This is a genomic window from Luteibacter sp. GL_149 (assembly GCF_057834065.1).
Window position 1 is genome coordinate 2,061,136 of sequence record NZ_CM174395.1, and the last position, 13,294, is coordinate 2,074,429.

Consider the following 13,294-nt stretch of genomic DNA (forward strand, 5'->3'; position numbering starts at 1 on the left):
GGTTGAGGCGGCCCCGGTTACCGGCTTCTGGTGTCAGCGGGACTGGAAGGCGAACAGGAAAAGCATGGCGCCCTGGACCGGCGCGGCCGTCCAGGTGACGTGGTACGTACCCGGCCCATCGACCTCGCGGGACGCCACGGCAACCTGCACGCCGCTTTCGTCGGGGAGATCGGTGAAACGATCGATCGTGGCGAATCCATCGCCCGGCTCGGCGGTCATGCGTTTGACCCCGCCATCGCCCCACCAGACGGCGACCAGCGTGGCCGGTCCGGTGGTGGTGACGTTCCCGCTGACGACTTCGAGCGCGGGTTCGGCATAGGTCTTCGCGACGTCCCTGAGCACCGTGGCGTTGCGTACTTCGACAAAGGGAATGGATATTTCGCCCGGCGCATTGCCGCGCTTGTCGATGCGTACGGTATGACTCGCACCGCCGCGCGCCGCCGTGACGACATAGGCCTTCACATCGAAACGGTCGCCATAGCCATTGCCATAGGGCATGCCGCCAGCGGATTTCCAGCGATTGGCGTAGCTGTCGGTCGGCGTTGCATCGTTCGCGGAATAGCCGCCGTAAAGCACCAGCAACGAGCTTCCGGAGGGCTGCGTCGCGATGGCTTGCGTGACGGCAGGCGTGACGCCAAGCCCTTCGCCCACACCGAGCAGCGTGTGGGCACCGAGGGTCGGGCGCGCGGCGTGTGTGCCGGGCACGGCGATGGCGAGGAGGGCTAGCAGGGGGAGGGTGGCGTTCATGGTTGGGGATGCTGTGGGGGATGGGGGATGGGAAGTGGGGGCGCCATTCCGGCGAGCGCCCGAGGGAGCTGGTAACTCACGGAGGACGTAACGTCCGCCTGGCGCTTGTCGTTCCCTCAGGCGTTCGCCGGAATGGTGTTCCCGCCTGAGATATATCCACGGGGAGGACTGAGAAAAGTGCGGGTTGATCCGGGCTGACGTGGGGCAATCCGGGACGGGATATGCAAGGAAGTTGCAGAGTATGCAACAGACCCAGAGGCCAGTCAGTCGAACAAGTTGCCCTGGTATAGGTCGCGTTGGCGCTTGTGCGCGCGGGCCAGGAGCTTGCGGATGCCGCGCTCGGTCATATCGTAGCGCTTGGCCAGCTCAGGTAGATTAGTGCCATCGAACGCGGCAAGGATCGCCTGGTCGCGAATGGCGAGCCGGAAGGCATAGTCCTTGGGAACGGTGAGAACCTGACCACCCCAGTGGCTGGCCAGATGGTCAGCGATCGCGGCACCGGCCTGATCGGCAACGTCCCCCGCCACGCCGTGATCCTGGAGTACGACGGCCGCATGGGCGGCGACGTCCGACAGTAGTTCGTTACGAAGATCCTCCATGCGGGTGCTCATGTTGCCCCCTCGTACGCGGCCCGAGCTTTGGCAGCGCGGGCGTCATGGTCTTCCTTGCTGATCTGTCCGTAATCCGCCATCTGGCGCAGCCAGCGCAGCTCGTTGGCCAGCCGATCCTCCGGTGGCTGCACTGGGCTTGGGCCAACGGGCCGCCGGACTTCGTTTGGCCGATCAACACGGACCATTGGCAGTGTCGCCATCCTAGAAACTTCACGAAGCAGGGGCTCATGATCGACCAACGGGAGGGTAAGCTGATCGGCATGCAGCAGCAGCTTTTCGATGCCGGCGATCCAGAGGGACGAAGGCGCCAGCAAGGACGTCTGGCCGTCACCGACTCCAGTGCCCCCAGCGACGATATCCGCGACTTCACGTACCAGCCGCGTCGCCAAAGGAAGGCGTAGCGAGGTCGAAACAGGCTTGAACAGGCGGAGGTAGGACAACACGGCACGCGCCAGCGAAGGCTCCAAGCCTGCCAGCACGATGCCCAGACGCTTGGCGTCTGCCTCAATGACACCAGCCTCCCAAGGGAAATCGGTGCCGCAGCAGGGGCACGTCAAACGGATCAATCCTCGTCCTCCAGCTCCGGCGTTGGTATGCGGACCTGCTGATTCGCAACCGCAAGAAGGTTTCCGGCGATGCTCGCCCGTGTCATTTCGTCGCCGGCCAGGAATATCTCCGGGTCGTCATCTCCCGGCGGAATGAACACGAGTAGCAAGGTCGCGGGGCGCTCCCCCTCACTATTCTCGCTACGAAGCCAATCTGCCCAATGTTCGAGCATGGTGGCCATATCGCGCAGATTGACGACGTCCAGCTGATGCACGTTGTCGGCGGTCATTGTTGTGCTTCCCCTCTGTCTATGGCTTCCTTCCTATCGAGCATGTCGACCTGTGCACCAAGGTATTCGCATACGCGTTTGAGGCACTGAATCTGACGGCGCCAGTTCTTGGGGAGCCTTGCCGTCAGCATGGCCAGATCACCATTCGTGAGGCCGAGCCGCTTCATCGATTCGTCGATGTAAGTGCCAGCGCCACGCTTGGATTGCTCTACGTGCAGAGCCGCAATGATTGCCTGCAACTGCTTTTCCTCACGCACCCATGCCACTCGCGCGATACCGAACTGACGTTTGGCGATCGCATCGGCATATGCCCACGACAGCTTCATATCGGCCAGCTGGGCTTCGATCTTAACGATCATTTCCGGCATGGCCCTAGAGCCGAAGTTGTGCGGCTTGCCTGGATACGCATGGGATTTGCCAGACTTCGCCCCGCGTAGCCGGCGAAACTCATTGACCACGGCCTGACGCTGCTTGTCGTTAAGGTCCGCCGAACTGGTTACCTGGGGGCCGATCTCAGCCGAGACTCGGCGAATGATCGCGCGGTAGGTGTCCTCGTCGAGGCTCAGTTGCTGCCGTGCGACGTGGATTTCGGCGAGTGCGCAGCGGCGACGCTTTTTCTTTGCGGCATCGCTCGATGTCATAGCGACCTCCCGAACATGTCGTCCGTGTGTTCGCAGCGTGGGGGCGGCACCTCATCTCCCTCGGGAATGAAGGCGCTGCACTGCGGCACATCGAACTTGTCGAGATGCCATTCCGTTGGGTATTCAGGGTCGGTCACCGCATGGGCGAACGTCTGGGCGAGGATCGGGCAGCCTTGGTCAACATCGCGCGCGCAGAGTTGGCACCATGCCATGATGAAGCTCGCCCCCTCCGTGCCATTTGACGGACGATAGAGGAGGCTCTGGCTGCCAGATTTCACAGCGTTATTCGCATCAATCCAGCATTGGACATCCTTCGCCACGGCGACATATGCAGCCGATGGCGTCTTAGTAATCTCCTGACCAGGCTTGTATGCCGCCCATAGCCGATTGCGCAGCACCAGCGGCAACTGGAGCCAGTGGGTGCGGCACCCCCACCGTGCTGGTGGTACGCGACGCGTGCAGCCTGGCCAGTGGCACGTATGCTTATCGGTCATGGCCGTTCACCTCGCTCAGGTCGGGCCCGCGTTACGTTCCAACCGAACATGAACACGCCAATCGCGACCGAAAATCCCACGCGGCTCTGTCCGAAGAGCAACCCCACGATGACTCCGCCGATCAGTGCCGGCACCAAGCAGAAACACAGGCGAGCGACGAGCATGAAGAGTGCTGTGACGATGTCGATCAGGAATGTCGGCGGTTGCAGCGGTATGGGTCCGCGATACTCCGGCATCACCTCGACCTCGCCGATATCCATCGCCTCGGCGTAGCTGATGTCGTACTTGGCCATCATCGCTCGTGCCTGGCGAAGTGCTGTCGCAGCTTCGTGGTCATTCGAGGACGCAGCCAGGCGAAGGCATGCACTGACTTTGCGAAGAACGGAGGCGCGGTTCATCCTAATGCTCCCTTCAGGCGCAGCGATGCGGGCATCGGCTGACGACGCATGAAGGCATAGACATGACGCACCACCTCATCACGTTCCGCTCCGCTCAGATAGAACGTAGCGCTACCCGGCTTGCGATACGCCATGAGCGTGAATGGCTCGTTGTCGACTGGACTGAGTACGCTAACCAGGACGTCGTCTAACGCAGGAGGTTCGTCTGCGGTCACGGGCGCCCACTCTTCGTCGAGGTTGGTCAACAGAGTGCGCTTACCTTCGAGCCCGACAAGGCCCCACTTCGTCGATGCCCCGAGGATGCCAGCAAGCGGCACCAGGGCGCGGAGAATTTCGTCCAGTTGCTCCGGGGGGAAGCTCAGAAAGTTTGCCCAACTTCCGAGTGAATTGATCTGCAGCCGAAGGTGCGGCGACCTGCCGTCGGGAGATGTCTTGGTCACGACTGCCTCCCGTAGTGCACACGGAAGCTGGGCGTCGAGTACTTTTTCAGCCATGCGACATACGCGATTAGCGCGTCGACGGCAGCGGTGCCGCCACCACTCTCAGGTAATCCAGGAACAAGCAGTGTTCTATTGTCCTTGGACACGCGCGCTGTGCCAGTAATGGTCCTGCGCACAATCGGCTCTTCGCCACGCGCGATCTCCAGGGCGCCTTTCGGCACCTTGGTACCGAATTCGATGACGCCGGTGGCCCAGCAGTATGCGATCAGCATGCACTTGCTCCTTTCTCGCCGCAAAATGGGCAATGCGTGGCCACCACGACAGGACGTGCCTTGCTTCGCACTAGTTTGTCGAGCTTCTCGGTGCGGATGTACAGGCTTGATCCGAGATCGCAATTATCGCGATTGATCGTGAAAGCTATGGACAGCCTGGCATTGTGTGGAGCGAGCTTCTCGTTGATTTTCTTGGCGCAATCGCACATGTCACACCCCTGCGATATCCAGGCTGACCGCCTGGTACATGTCGTTGTTGTCGCGCGTGTAGAAGCGCACATAGGATTTGCTGCCGGTCACCTGGACGGCATCGCTGATAGCTGCCATCGCTTCAAGCCAGCGAGAGTCCTTGATGTCGATCCGCCGAAGCGCAAGGACACTACCCGTTCGAATGTTGCCTGCCACGTCGACCTTGAAGGCATCCTGGACGAGAACGGTAATCTCCGGACGCGCATTGATAGTCCACTCACGCAGGCACTCGTCGATCAGTTCTTTCGCTGCCAGCAGGCGCTCGTCGAAGGTGATGTGCTCCGCCATCGCGCGAAGTACTTTCAGCGATCCGTCGAAGCTCGCCAGGGTCACATTGCCCTTTGTGCCACCGACGCTGACGCCATACTGGTTAGCGCTGAGGTCGACGAACGCCGCGATCGAGTCGAAGCATTTCGCCTTGAACGCGGCGATTGCGTGATGCAAATCCAGTGCATCGGCATGTAATTCGCGTACAAGCTCATCGCGTAACTTATCCACGGGCTTGATGTTGCCTTCGGGTACCAGGCGCCCTTGCGCATCCCGGCGATGCCCGGTGGGAATGGAAGTGGTAGTCATTGATCGATGTCCTGGTTGGCATGCGCAGCCTCTTCGGCGACGCGGTGAATGTGGTCGGTGACGTCGCGCAGCAGTTCACCGAGGAGGGGAGGCAGTTCGTCGTCATCCACGTGCTGCGTAGGCGTGCTGCGAACGGCTGGCGACCCCATCAGGTCGCCCTCTCTGAGATGAGCGCGCTACGGGATTTCACGTGCCCGAACGCCGCAAGGGCGGCCTCGACGGCCGGCGTGGCGCGGTCATCGGCGTCCATCGGTGGGTCGAATGTCAGATCGAGCGTGATCTCAGCCGTTTCGACGTCGGTGTCGCTGATGGTCAGAATCACCTTGCGACGGAGCGGCGTGTCGTCGTTCTTGATGACACGCTTCCACTGCGCGTATTTGCAGCCGTGTTGCTTCACGACCTTGCCTCGGCCTTTCAGTATCTGCAGGAGATTGCTCACCTGGCCCGTCGTGAAGCGGCCTTCCAGCGCGTGGACGATGTCCGTCACAGACATGGGTTTGTTTCCCATCGCCGCTAGGACGCGATCTGCAAACGGTGAAGCACGGCGACGTCGTGTCGGTGACGGCACCAATGGAGCATCGAACTGCGACGTCGGTTGCTCGATTTCACTGGCGAGTTCATAGCGAAGGATGCCGTCGTCGCGATGGTGGCGACGCACTGCCCCGGATCGCACAAGCTTTCCAAGCTGGTTGGACACCTCGTGCAGATCGGCGGTCGTTGCCACCGTTTTCGCTATGCCGAGGGCCGCGACAGGCATTTTTGCCACGCCCAGGTACGTGAGAATGTCTCTGCGTAGGGAGTCCATCACGCACCTACCCACATCGCGTTGTGTGGTGCCCGCTCAGTCCATTCCACCTGGCATCCAAGGACCATTGCGACCTTGACGAACTCCCGCCCTGCGGTGGTGGGATAGCTCTTCAGCGTCGCTCCGCGCAGCATGCAGCTCGTCGGAACGCCGTCGAGTCGGATCATCGGACGACCGCCACGAATATCGATCGATGTGGCTGTACATCCAGCATCACTGAGAAAGAACAGTGCGCCAGTGGCTTGACTGAGGGCGCTGCGCAAAATGTCATTCATGCGATTCATGAGTTGCTCCAAGGGTCAGGCCAAGCTGCCCACGAAGGTCCGGCAACGTGACACGCCGCATGGCGCTCACCTGTCGAAGAGATGTCATCGACCGGCCGAACAGGAATTCGCAAGTGCGATCCAGCTCGCCGGCATTTGCCGCTATGAAGTAGCCATGTGCCGGATGGCCGCAGACCGGATGGCCGGCCATGCGTAGTGCCTCGATCACCTGACGTAGCCGCCGTTCATTCGCCGCGCTTTGCCTGCCGCTGATAGCCAGGACGAGCTGACGGGCTGTGCGGCCCTGTGTCTCGCCGACGCAGCCCCGCAGCGCATCCAGCACTGAATCCAGTGAGATCGCATCGCAGAACAGGTCGGCTTGCATCGCGCTACCTCACAGACGGCTTGGGGGATCAGTCGGGCGATCAGGTGCAGGAACGTGCAGCGCCACCTCAAGCTGATCGCGGGCCGCCTGTGCCGTGGCTTCGTCGAGGGCGATGCCCTGCATGCCCGCGAACTTCAGCCGGATGCTTCCGTCCTCCTGCCGCCGTGCCGATACCAGACCGCTGTGGAAGTCGAAGTCCTGCAGGACGTTCCTGGCGGCCTCCGCTGCCGCCATCAACGCGGCTCGGCGGAGGTCCGGATTGACCGGTGTGCGAACGATTCGCTGAAGCTCTTCGCTCACCGACGCCACCAGCCGCTGCAGATCGCTGCTCACCTGGTGCGCTTGTGCAGGAAGGTCGCCCATCACACACCTCCGATAACGTCGGCGTTGACGCGCGGCACACCCAGGTCGGCGGCACGGTTCATCGCCGCAGAGAGCGCGTTGTGGACTGCGAGGGGATAGAGCAGCGTGTCGGCGCCGCGCGCGGGTGTTAGCTTGACCCGCAGCGCATCGGTGGCGCCCTTGTCGAGTACCTGGTCGAGTGGCGTGCCTGCACGCTTGAACCGGTGTGTCAGGTACGCATCGAGGTCTTTATCCAGTGCCCCCAACGAGATGATCTCGATGCGCTGTACCACCTCGCGTACTTCCGGGTTGTGTTCGCTGAGTTTCGTGGCCAATTCCGGCTGGCCGATCAGGATCACCGACAGCAGCGGGCGCATCCCATCCTTCAATTCGCGGAAGCGCTTCAGATGCTTCAGTGTCGCCAGGGGGAGCGAATGTGCCTCTTCGATGATTAGTACGTGGCTGTGGCCCGAGCGCGAACTGTCGCGCAGCGATTCATGGAGCTGGCGGAAACGCGCTTCGGGGCTACTCTTAGTCTTAGCCAGCGGCGATACGCATGCCATGATGGCCTCGGAGATGTGCTGGGCCTTGAGTGTCTTGCCCGTCTGGTCATTGCCTTCCATCGCCAGTACGTAGGGTTCAACCACGATCACGGCCTGTTCCTCACGGCGGATACGGTCGATGAGTTCCTCGCGCAAGGTGCTTTTCCCTGCGCCGCTCTCGCCAATCGCCGCGATGAAACCGCCGTGCCGTGCGACCTGATACATGGCCTCGCGGACGTAGCGAATATCGGGGGATAGGAAGACGTCATCGGCGACCACAGGATCGGCGAACGGATCGCGGGTCAGGCCGAAGTGGCGCCGGGCAGCCGGCGTCAAGGTTTGCTTTCGCAGTAACATGGAAATCTCCTCCTGGTCTTTCGCAGGGTTGGGCGGGGAAACCGGCTCCGTCGTGTTGACGCACGGCGGAGCCACTTCGAACAGGCCAGCGGTTGAACCGCCGTGCCGTTTTACGAATTCGGTAATCAAGCGCTCGACCGTGATCCGGTCGGTACCCAGCGGCAGGTGGCCACGATTGATGAAGGCGTTGAATGCCGGGCGCGAAATCTGCGCGGCGGTGGCCACCGCGCCCTGTTTGATGTTGGCTTCGACCATGACGGCCTTGAGTCGAAGGGTCATGCCGCACCTCCGACCATGCGAAGACGCGGCCCCGCGTTCAGTACAATCGCCCAGGACTCAACCTGGTCCAGGGGCAAACCATCGGGCCATCGAGCTGCTGTGCGCTGGTAGAGTTCGCCGGACCATGTGCCGCCAGCGCGCTCGACAAGCGGTTTGAGCGCGCGGGCAGCATCGACGTGGTTGAGCGGTGGATATTCCGGCCGTATCGTCGCTGGCTCGACGCGCGCGGGCGCTGCCACTGTCGCAGGCACGTTCACGCTAGCCGGTGTACCGGCACGAGGCAGGTGCGGTGTTACTACCGTGTCGAGCAGATGCTTATGTGGGTCAATGGCACCACGGAAGGCTAGGCGCTTCGCCTTGCGCGCCAGGATCGCTTCCGCATTCGTGTGCACATCCATCGCAAGCCGTTCGATCTCCGCGCGTGCTGCATCTGCCGGCGTGGCCTTCGGCGACTGGTAGGCGGTACCGATTTCGGCGGCACCGACGATGAAGCCAAAGCCATCCGTTTCAATGCGCGGTGCAAGTAGGTGCACGACCTGTCCGTCATCGCCCATCCGGACGACACGTACACTGGCGTCGCCATCGAATGGATTGCGGATGACATCGATTTTCTCGCCGTTGATCAAGCCGTCGACGCCAGAGACGTCATAGCGTTGACCGCGAAACTTGATGCGGCAATCGCGCACTGTGCACAACTTCGGTTCGCTATTCGCCAGCGTGCGCATGACGTCCACCGGTGGTGCTACCCGCAGTTGTTCGGATGTAATGCGCAGCCAGGCATCGCGCCGGGTTACGCCCGTACGGCTGTGTGTGCGTGTCGCGTTGTAGGCGTAGGACCATTGCTGCGCCAGGGAATTGATCTGCTCCAAGCTGGTCACCGGCGCGCGCAGTTTCAGACCCGCCTCGAAATGCCGCTCCACTAGGTAGTGGGCGTTCTCGACTTGGCCTTTAGCACGGGCATTGCCAACTTCGTTGACCTGCAGACGAATGCCCAGTGCGGCGCAGAAATTGCGCGTGGTTGCCGCCGTGACAGCGCTACCCGGATCGCTCATCAAGATATGCGGCACGCCGTGCATCGTGCCGCCTGGCTGCTCGGCCATTGCGTGAATCAACGAGGCCAGCAGATTGATGGCGCTTTCCGAACCCTGGACATAGAACAGAGAGAACCCACCTGACGCGTGATCCGTCACGACGTAGCGCCAGAGGCGCCGGTCGGAGATGCGTTCGAAGTTCTGCGGCTTGCCGCGGTAGAACTCCCGCTCCGGCATCACCTGTGCACCGTCATCGGCCAGATAGAACTGGCGGCTCACTGAGGCATCGATCTGCCAGCACCAATTGGGGTGTGGGCTAGATAGGGATGCAGCAGGCGTCGGCGCATTCAACTGTGATGCATGCAGGTGATGGTGGCGAAGGGCACGGCGAATGGTCGACAGGCTGGCCGGCGTGAACTCGCCGGTTGTTTCGTCGACGCGGCCGGCGTCTATGAGGCCATTGGCCCGCGCCATACCCACGACCTCTTCCAGAGGCAGCGTGCCGGTTCCAGTGAGACGGCGGGTTTCCTCCGTCAGAGCGGCAATATGGAGCGCTTCCTCGCGCGATACCGCGCACTGGCCGGCATCGCTGCGCCGCTTGCGCGGACGCAGCGTGGCTAGCACCTTGCTCAACCGCCGGTAGGCCGTCGGCACAGAGATATCCATCTGCGTCGCAAGAGCGCTTACGATCGCGCCCTTGCGTCCATGCGGCGACGCCAGCAATTCGGCGGCGGCGGCCTCAATGCGAGAGTCGACGGGCACGGATCAGGCCTCCTCATTCCGGCGAACGGGGATCGCGATCGGTAGTTGCTCGTCGTCACGGACTACACGTACTGCCGTCAGAAGCTGCCCGAACACATCCCCCAGGAAGTCGCCGACATCCAGTTGGTTCTCATAGGCATGCTCAGCCAGTGCCCTGACAGCACCGCGCAATCCGCTGTCGTCCGAATCGGTAGCTATAGCGACACGCACGGCCAGCGCTGCCTCATTGACCGCACGCTCCAGTGCGACGCGTTGCTCGTCAGGGGTCGCTGCGCGCCACTGGCGCTTCGCCTTGGCGAGTTCTCCCGTGGTCTTTTCCAACTTCCCGGATAGCGCATTGATGCGAGCCTGCCTGTCCTCGGCACTGGCCTGTGCCTCGGTTAGTTCGTCCGCAAGTTTTTCCTTTTCCTTGGAGTGCGCGGCGGCACGCTCTTCAAGCAGCTCGATCAGCGACTCGCGGTCTGGCGCAGCGGCGATAGCCGCCCGCTCGTCGTCGGGGAGCCTGCGAAGCGCACGCAGCTCGCGGTAGCCGACCCCCATGCGAGTCAGGCTGTCTAGCGCTTCTTCACCGAAGGCGCGAAGGTTGGCTATGTCGCGATCGACCTGATCCACCGACCGGTCGAGCAGTGAGCAGAACTCTTCCCAGGTTCCCGAGAATTCCGCACCGTGCGGACTCGGGCGACCAGCGAGTGCGCGATAGAGCTTGTTTTCCTTGACGTGGGCTAGCTTGGAAATCCGCACCGTGCGGGAAAAATCCTCAAAGGCGCCGGCCATCTGGGCCTGCCCAAGCAGCTGATTTACCACGTCGCGGTCATCGCTGTAGTCGGCCGCGACCTTGGCCATTAGCTCCTGGTCCTGTGCAATTTTCTGCACCGGCAGCTCCGCCGTTTCGATAGTTTCCAGCTGGGTTGTTGCCTTGCGTGCCATGAATCCCCCTGATCAGGAAAGAGACCCAGCGGCGATCCGCTGGGTGGTTTCGGACATGCGCGCCTGAAGGCGCGCCGTGTGGTCGGCGTGGGCTTGCGCGATCTGCAGCAAAGCCACGCTGTGCGCGTAGCGGCCGTTGTCCAGACGGATCGCAAAGCCTTCTTCGACTAGGACGGCGAGCGAGCGCGAGACATTGCTCGCCGTCTCGTCGAGGGCTTTGGCGACGTCGGTGTTGCTCAGACCCGTGAATGTGGCACCGCGAAGGGCCTTGAGTACCCGCAAGGCGCGTTGCGCCGACTGCTGGCTCATGCGCTCAGCCCCGGTCGATATGACGCCTTCATAGGTCGGCATCCTTCGGGTCAGGCTTCATGCCAAACGCGACAGCTACGCGATGGGCTTCGCCGTAGTGCCCCTTGCGGCGACCTCGCAGTACATCGGTTGCCGTGAAGCGGTTGAAGCCATGTTCTTCGCAGAACTGGCCGAGGGTGACGCCCTGCGCATGCAGCCACTGCCGGACTTCGTCCGACGTACGATTGGGTCGAACCCAGGTCAGGCCATTCCAACGGAGTCGTCCTTTCACGCTGCACTCCCGATGCGCGCAGCACGTACAACGCGTTCGCGCAGTGCGCGTCCCTTCGGGCCATCCCAACCGCCGGTCAATGCATTCCGGACGTTGGACACATGCAGACCGTTTTCGCGGGTCCAGCTCGTCATAGACGTGTTCTGCAGGATGAAACCGGCCTTCACGCGGCGCAGTAATTCGAGTCCTGGTTCGGGGGCTTTCATGTCGTATCCTGTTCCAGTGGTAGACGGCAGCCATTGCTGGCGTTGGAACAATCATAATCAAGTTTTCTTGACTCAGTCAAGAGGGACGCCCGTGACGACATTCGAGCAGCAGTTGCTGCGCCTCAAACAGGTTTTGGGGTTATCAGCAGATCAGGACGTCGCCCAGGCGCTGGGCATGACGAAGGCCGCCTTTTCCGATAGAAAAAGACGCGATGTGTTTCCTGAAGACAAGCTGCTTGCACTAGCGGCTCGTAATCCTGGTTGGCACCTTGATGCCGATTGGATTCTCTATGGCCATTCGGTTACGCGGGCCAAACATGACGGCGGCCTGAAATACGTACGCATTGCATCGCAAATAGCTGAACGCTACGGCCGAAATGACGAGGAGCGCGCATCCCTCCAAGCCGAAGTGTTTAAGGCTATACAGGCGGAGGTACCGACGGAGGACGAAGCCATTCTTCTTCATCACTTCCGCAGCGCAAGCTCTGCCGGCCGCGCCGCGATATCCGCCACGGCCGCATCGCTCGGTAGTAGTCAGCAGAGGGCGGAATCGCCACCGAGCGAAAAGCCACCTCGCGGAACAAAAGTGCAGCAGTCGTTCCACGGCAGTGTTGGCCAGGTCGGTGGAGGCGACATCATCAACAAAGGGGGAAGGAAGCGGTGACGACCCAAAATTTCTATGGGCACGTGGGACAGGTTGCGGGCGGTGACATACGAAATACGCAAGACCGTTCGTTCAACAGTGATGCTCAGCGAGCACGTCGACGTGATGAACTAGAATCGCGGCAGCTCGAACATATTCGGCTGCGCGCGCTGGCAGATCGACGGCGGTGGATCAATCCCTATGTGCCCTGGACCCTTATTGGAATAGCTGTAACGCTCTGGATGACGTATCAGGGACTGCTCATCAACGACAACATGAGATGGCTTCCGTTCATGGTGCCATCGGTGGGCATAGTGCTTCCATCGATGTGGCTGTCGATAGTGCGGCAGCAATGCGCATTGGAGTGGCAGCACCATAACGAAGCTATCGGCGAAATCAACCGAGCGCTGCACGTACTTTGAAAGGAGTGGGGGACCGGATGTCGAAACGTCTATGGAAAATCGGTGTTGTTTCCTTGCTTGCGGGTTGCTCTGTCGGCTCGCCCGACGACAATTTTCGCTGGACTGCTGAAAAGAACGTCAGTGCACGGCTGAAAGATCCAGGCACAGCCCGTTTTAGCCAGGAGTTCATCGTTCGGAATCAGGCAGAAAAAGGTGCATACGATCACGTCGCCGCATGCGGATTCGTAGACGGCAAGAACAGCTTCGGCGCGTATACAGGCGGCTCTCGCTTCGTCGTGTATGGCGACCAAGGGTCGGATCTCTTGTCGATCACATCGGTACAGCTCGAAGATTCAGATCGAAGGATCACTGTTGGGTCGGCCGATGGGAAGCCTGAAACCGTCTTCGAGAAGCTGTTTTGGAACGCGCACTGCGTCGATGCTGTACATCCAGCGAGTTACACGGGTGTGGCACGATCATAGTGAGGTTACGGTATATATCTCCCGAG

At 61.3% G+C, this 13,294-nt stretch carries 24 protein-coding genes; 3 read left to right on the forward strand and 21 right to left on the reverse strand.

The annotated features are described in order from the left end of the window. Positions 1 to 33: 33 nt before the first annotated feature. The 21 genes from AC3IR3_RS09405 to AC3IR3_RS09505 form a co-directional block, all read right to left on the reverse strand. Positions 34 to 747, reverse strand: a complete 714-nt coding sequence (locus AC3IR3_RS09405) for a hypothetical protein (RefSeq protein WP_489196616.1) — start codon at positions 745 to 747, stop codon at positions 34 to 36. A gap of 263 nt (positions 748 to 1,010) precedes the next feature. Next, positions 1,011 to 1,358, reverse strand: a complete 348-nt coding sequence (locus tag AC3IR3_RS09410) for a Mor transcription activator family protein (RefSeq protein ID WP_489196617.1) — start codon at positions 1,356 to 1,358, stop codon at positions 1,011 to 1,013. After that, positions 1,355 to 1,924 carry a hypothetical protein gene (locus AC3IR3_RS09415; protein ID WP_489196618.1) on the reverse strand — a complete coding sequence of 190 codons (570 nt, stop codon included), beginning with the start codon at positions 1,922 to 1,924 and terminating at the stop codon, positions 1,355 to 1,357. Before AC3IR3_RS09415 ends, AC3IR3_RS09410 begins: the two co-directional genes overlap by 4 nt. Next, positions 1,921 to 2,193 (reverse strand): hypothetical protein, encoded by a 273-nt coding sequence (locus tag AC3IR3_RS09420; protein ID WP_489196619.1) that lies wholly within the window; start codon positions 2,191 to 2,193, stop codon positions 1,921 to 1,923. Before AC3IR3_RS09420 ends, AC3IR3_RS09415 begins: the two co-directional genes overlap by 4 nt. Next, the gene (locus AC3IR3_RS09425) at positions 2,190 to 2,834 is read right to left on the reverse strand and encodes a phage protein GemA/Gp16 family protein (protein WP_489196620.1); all 645 of its coding nucleotides are present in this window, start codon (positions 2,832 to 2,834) and stop codon (positions 2,190 to 2,192) included. The genes AC3IR3_RS09420 and AC3IR3_RS09425 overlap by 4 nt, the downstream gene beginning before the upstream one ends. Continuing rightward, positions 2,831 to 3,328, reverse strand: a complete 498-nt coding sequence (locus AC3IR3_RS09430) for a hypothetical protein (protein ID WP_489196621.1) — start codon at positions 3,326 to 3,328, stop codon at positions 2,831 to 2,833. The genes AC3IR3_RS09425 and AC3IR3_RS09430 overlap by 4 nt, the downstream gene beginning before the upstream one ends. Further along, positions 3,325 to 3,726 carry a DUF2786 domain-containing protein gene (locus tag AC3IR3_RS09435; protein WP_489196622.1) on the reverse strand — a complete coding sequence of 134 codons (402 nt, stop codon included), beginning with the start codon at positions 3,724 to 3,726 and terminating at the stop codon, positions 3,325 to 3,327. The genes AC3IR3_RS09430 and AC3IR3_RS09435 overlap by 4 nt, the downstream gene beginning before the upstream one ends. Further along, entirely contained in the window at positions 3,723 to 4,166 is a 444-nt protein-coding gene (locus AC3IR3_RS09440; protein WP_489196623.1) for a hypothetical protein, read from the reverse strand. The genes AC3IR3_RS09435 and AC3IR3_RS09440 overlap by 4 nt, the downstream gene beginning before the upstream one ends. After that, on the reverse strand, positions 4,163 to 4,438 hold the full coding sequence (locus tag AC3IR3_RS09445) for a hypothetical protein (RefSeq protein WP_489196624.1): 276 nt from the start codon (positions 4,436 to 4,438) through the stop codon (positions 4,163 to 4,165). The genes AC3IR3_RS09440 and AC3IR3_RS09445 overlap by 4 nt, the downstream gene beginning before the upstream one ends. Before the next feature lie 210 nt (positions 4,439 to 4,648). Further along, positions 4,649 to 5,263 carry a DUF3164 family protein gene (locus tag AC3IR3_RS09450; protein ID WP_489196625.1) on the reverse strand — a complete coding sequence of 205 codons (615 nt, stop codon included), beginning with the start codon at positions 5,261 to 5,263 and terminating at the stop codon, positions 4,649 to 4,651. After that, positions 5,260 to 5,412 carry a hypothetical protein gene (locus AC3IR3_RS09455; RefSeq protein WP_489196626.1) on the reverse strand — a complete coding sequence of 51 codons (153 nt, stop codon included), beginning with the start codon at positions 5,410 to 5,412 and terminating at the stop codon, positions 5,260 to 5,262. Before AC3IR3_RS09455 ends, AC3IR3_RS09450 begins: the two co-directional genes overlap by 4 nt. Continuing rightward, the gene (locus AC3IR3_RS09460) at positions 5,412 to 5,987 is read right to left on the reverse strand and encodes a hypothetical protein (protein WP_489196627.1); all 576 of its coding nucleotides are present in this window, start codon (positions 5,985 to 5,987) and stop codon (positions 5,412 to 5,414) included. Before AC3IR3_RS09460 ends, AC3IR3_RS09455 begins: the two co-directional genes overlap by 1 nt. A gap of 80 nt (positions 5,988 to 6,067) precedes the next feature. Further along, on the reverse strand, positions 6,068 to 6,352 hold the full coding sequence (locus tag AC3IR3_RS09465; RefSeq protein ID WP_489196628.1) for a hypothetical protein: 285 nt from the start codon (positions 6,350 to 6,352) through the stop codon (positions 6,068 to 6,070). Further along, complete coding sequence (locus AC3IR3_RS09470) at positions 6,336 to 6,716, reverse strand: hypothetical protein (protein WP_489196629.1); 381 nt, start codon at positions 6,714 to 6,716, stop codon at positions 6,336 to 6,338. Before AC3IR3_RS09470 ends, AC3IR3_RS09465 begins: the two co-directional genes overlap by 17 nt. 9 nt (positions 6,717 to 6,725) lie before the next feature. Next, complete coding sequence (locus tag AC3IR3_RS09475) at positions 6,726 to 7,079, reverse strand: hypothetical protein (RefSeq protein ID WP_489196630.1); 354 nt, start codon at positions 7,077 to 7,079, stop codon at positions 6,726 to 6,728. Then, on the reverse strand, positions 7,079 to 8,236 hold the full coding sequence (locus tag AC3IR3_RS09480; RefSeq protein WP_489196631.1) for an ExeA family protein: 1,158 nt from the start codon (positions 8,234 to 8,236) through the stop codon (positions 7,079 to 7,081). Before AC3IR3_RS09480 ends, AC3IR3_RS09475 begins: the two co-directional genes overlap by 1 nt. Then, positions 8,233 to 10,029, reverse strand: a complete 1,797-nt coding sequence (locus tag AC3IR3_RS09485) for a hypothetical protein (RefSeq protein WP_489196632.1) — start codon at positions 10,027 to 10,029, stop codon at positions 8,233 to 8,235. The genes AC3IR3_RS09480 and AC3IR3_RS09485 overlap by 4 nt, the downstream gene beginning before the upstream one ends. A 3-nt stretch (positions 10,030 to 10,032) precedes the next feature. Further along, positions 10,033 to 10,956 carry a hypothetical protein gene (locus AC3IR3_RS09490; RefSeq protein ID WP_489196633.1) on the reverse strand — a complete coding sequence of 308 codons (924 nt, stop codon included), beginning with the start codon at positions 10,954 to 10,956 and terminating at the stop codon, positions 10,033 to 10,035. A 12-nt stretch (positions 10,957 to 10,968) separates the two neighbouring features. Further along, positions 10,969 to 11,265: a helix-turn-helix domain-containing protein gene (locus AC3IR3_RS09495; protein ID WP_489196634.1), complete on the reverse strand. Its 297-nt coding sequence runs from the start codon at positions 11,263 to 11,265 to the stop codon at positions 10,969 to 10,971. Between the two features lie 28 nt (positions 11,266 to 11,293). After that, a complete protein-coding gene (locus tag AC3IR3_RS09500; protein ID WP_489196635.1) occupies positions 11,294 to 11,536 on the reverse strand; it encodes a DNA-binding protein in 243 nt (80 codons plus the stop codon). Continuing rightward, on the reverse strand, positions 11,533 to 11,742 hold the full coding sequence (locus AC3IR3_RS09505; RefSeq protein WP_489196636.1) for a hypothetical protein: 210 nt from the start codon (positions 11,740 to 11,742) through the stop codon (positions 11,533 to 11,535). The genes AC3IR3_RS09500 and AC3IR3_RS09505 overlap by 4 nt, the downstream gene beginning before the upstream one ends. Before the next feature lie 91 nt (positions 11,743 to 11,833). Between AC3IR3_RS09505 and AC3IR3_RS09510 the strand changes: the two genes are divergently transcribed. From AC3IR3_RS09510 to AC3IR3_RS09520, 3 genes are read left to right on the forward strand one after another with little or no spacing between them, the layout of a single operon-like run. Further along, positions 11,834 to 12,406: a helix-turn-helix domain-containing protein gene (locus AC3IR3_RS09510; protein ID WP_489196637.1), complete on the forward strand. Its 573-nt coding sequence runs from the start codon at positions 11,834 to 11,836 to the stop codon at positions 12,404 to 12,406. Then, complete coding sequence (locus AC3IR3_RS09515; RefSeq protein ID WP_489196638.1) at positions 12,403 to 12,807, forward strand: hypothetical protein; 405 nt, start codon at positions 12,403 to 12,405, stop codon at positions 12,805 to 12,807. Before AC3IR3_RS09510 ends, AC3IR3_RS09515 begins: the two co-directional genes overlap by 4 nt. Positions 12,808 to 12,824: 17 nt before the next feature. After that, a complete protein-coding gene (locus tag AC3IR3_RS09520) occupies positions 12,825 to 13,268 on the forward strand; it encodes a hypothetical protein (RefSeq protein WP_489196639.1) in 444 nt (147 codons plus the stop codon). The last annotated feature ends 26 nt before the right edge of the window (positions 13,269 to 13,294 follow it).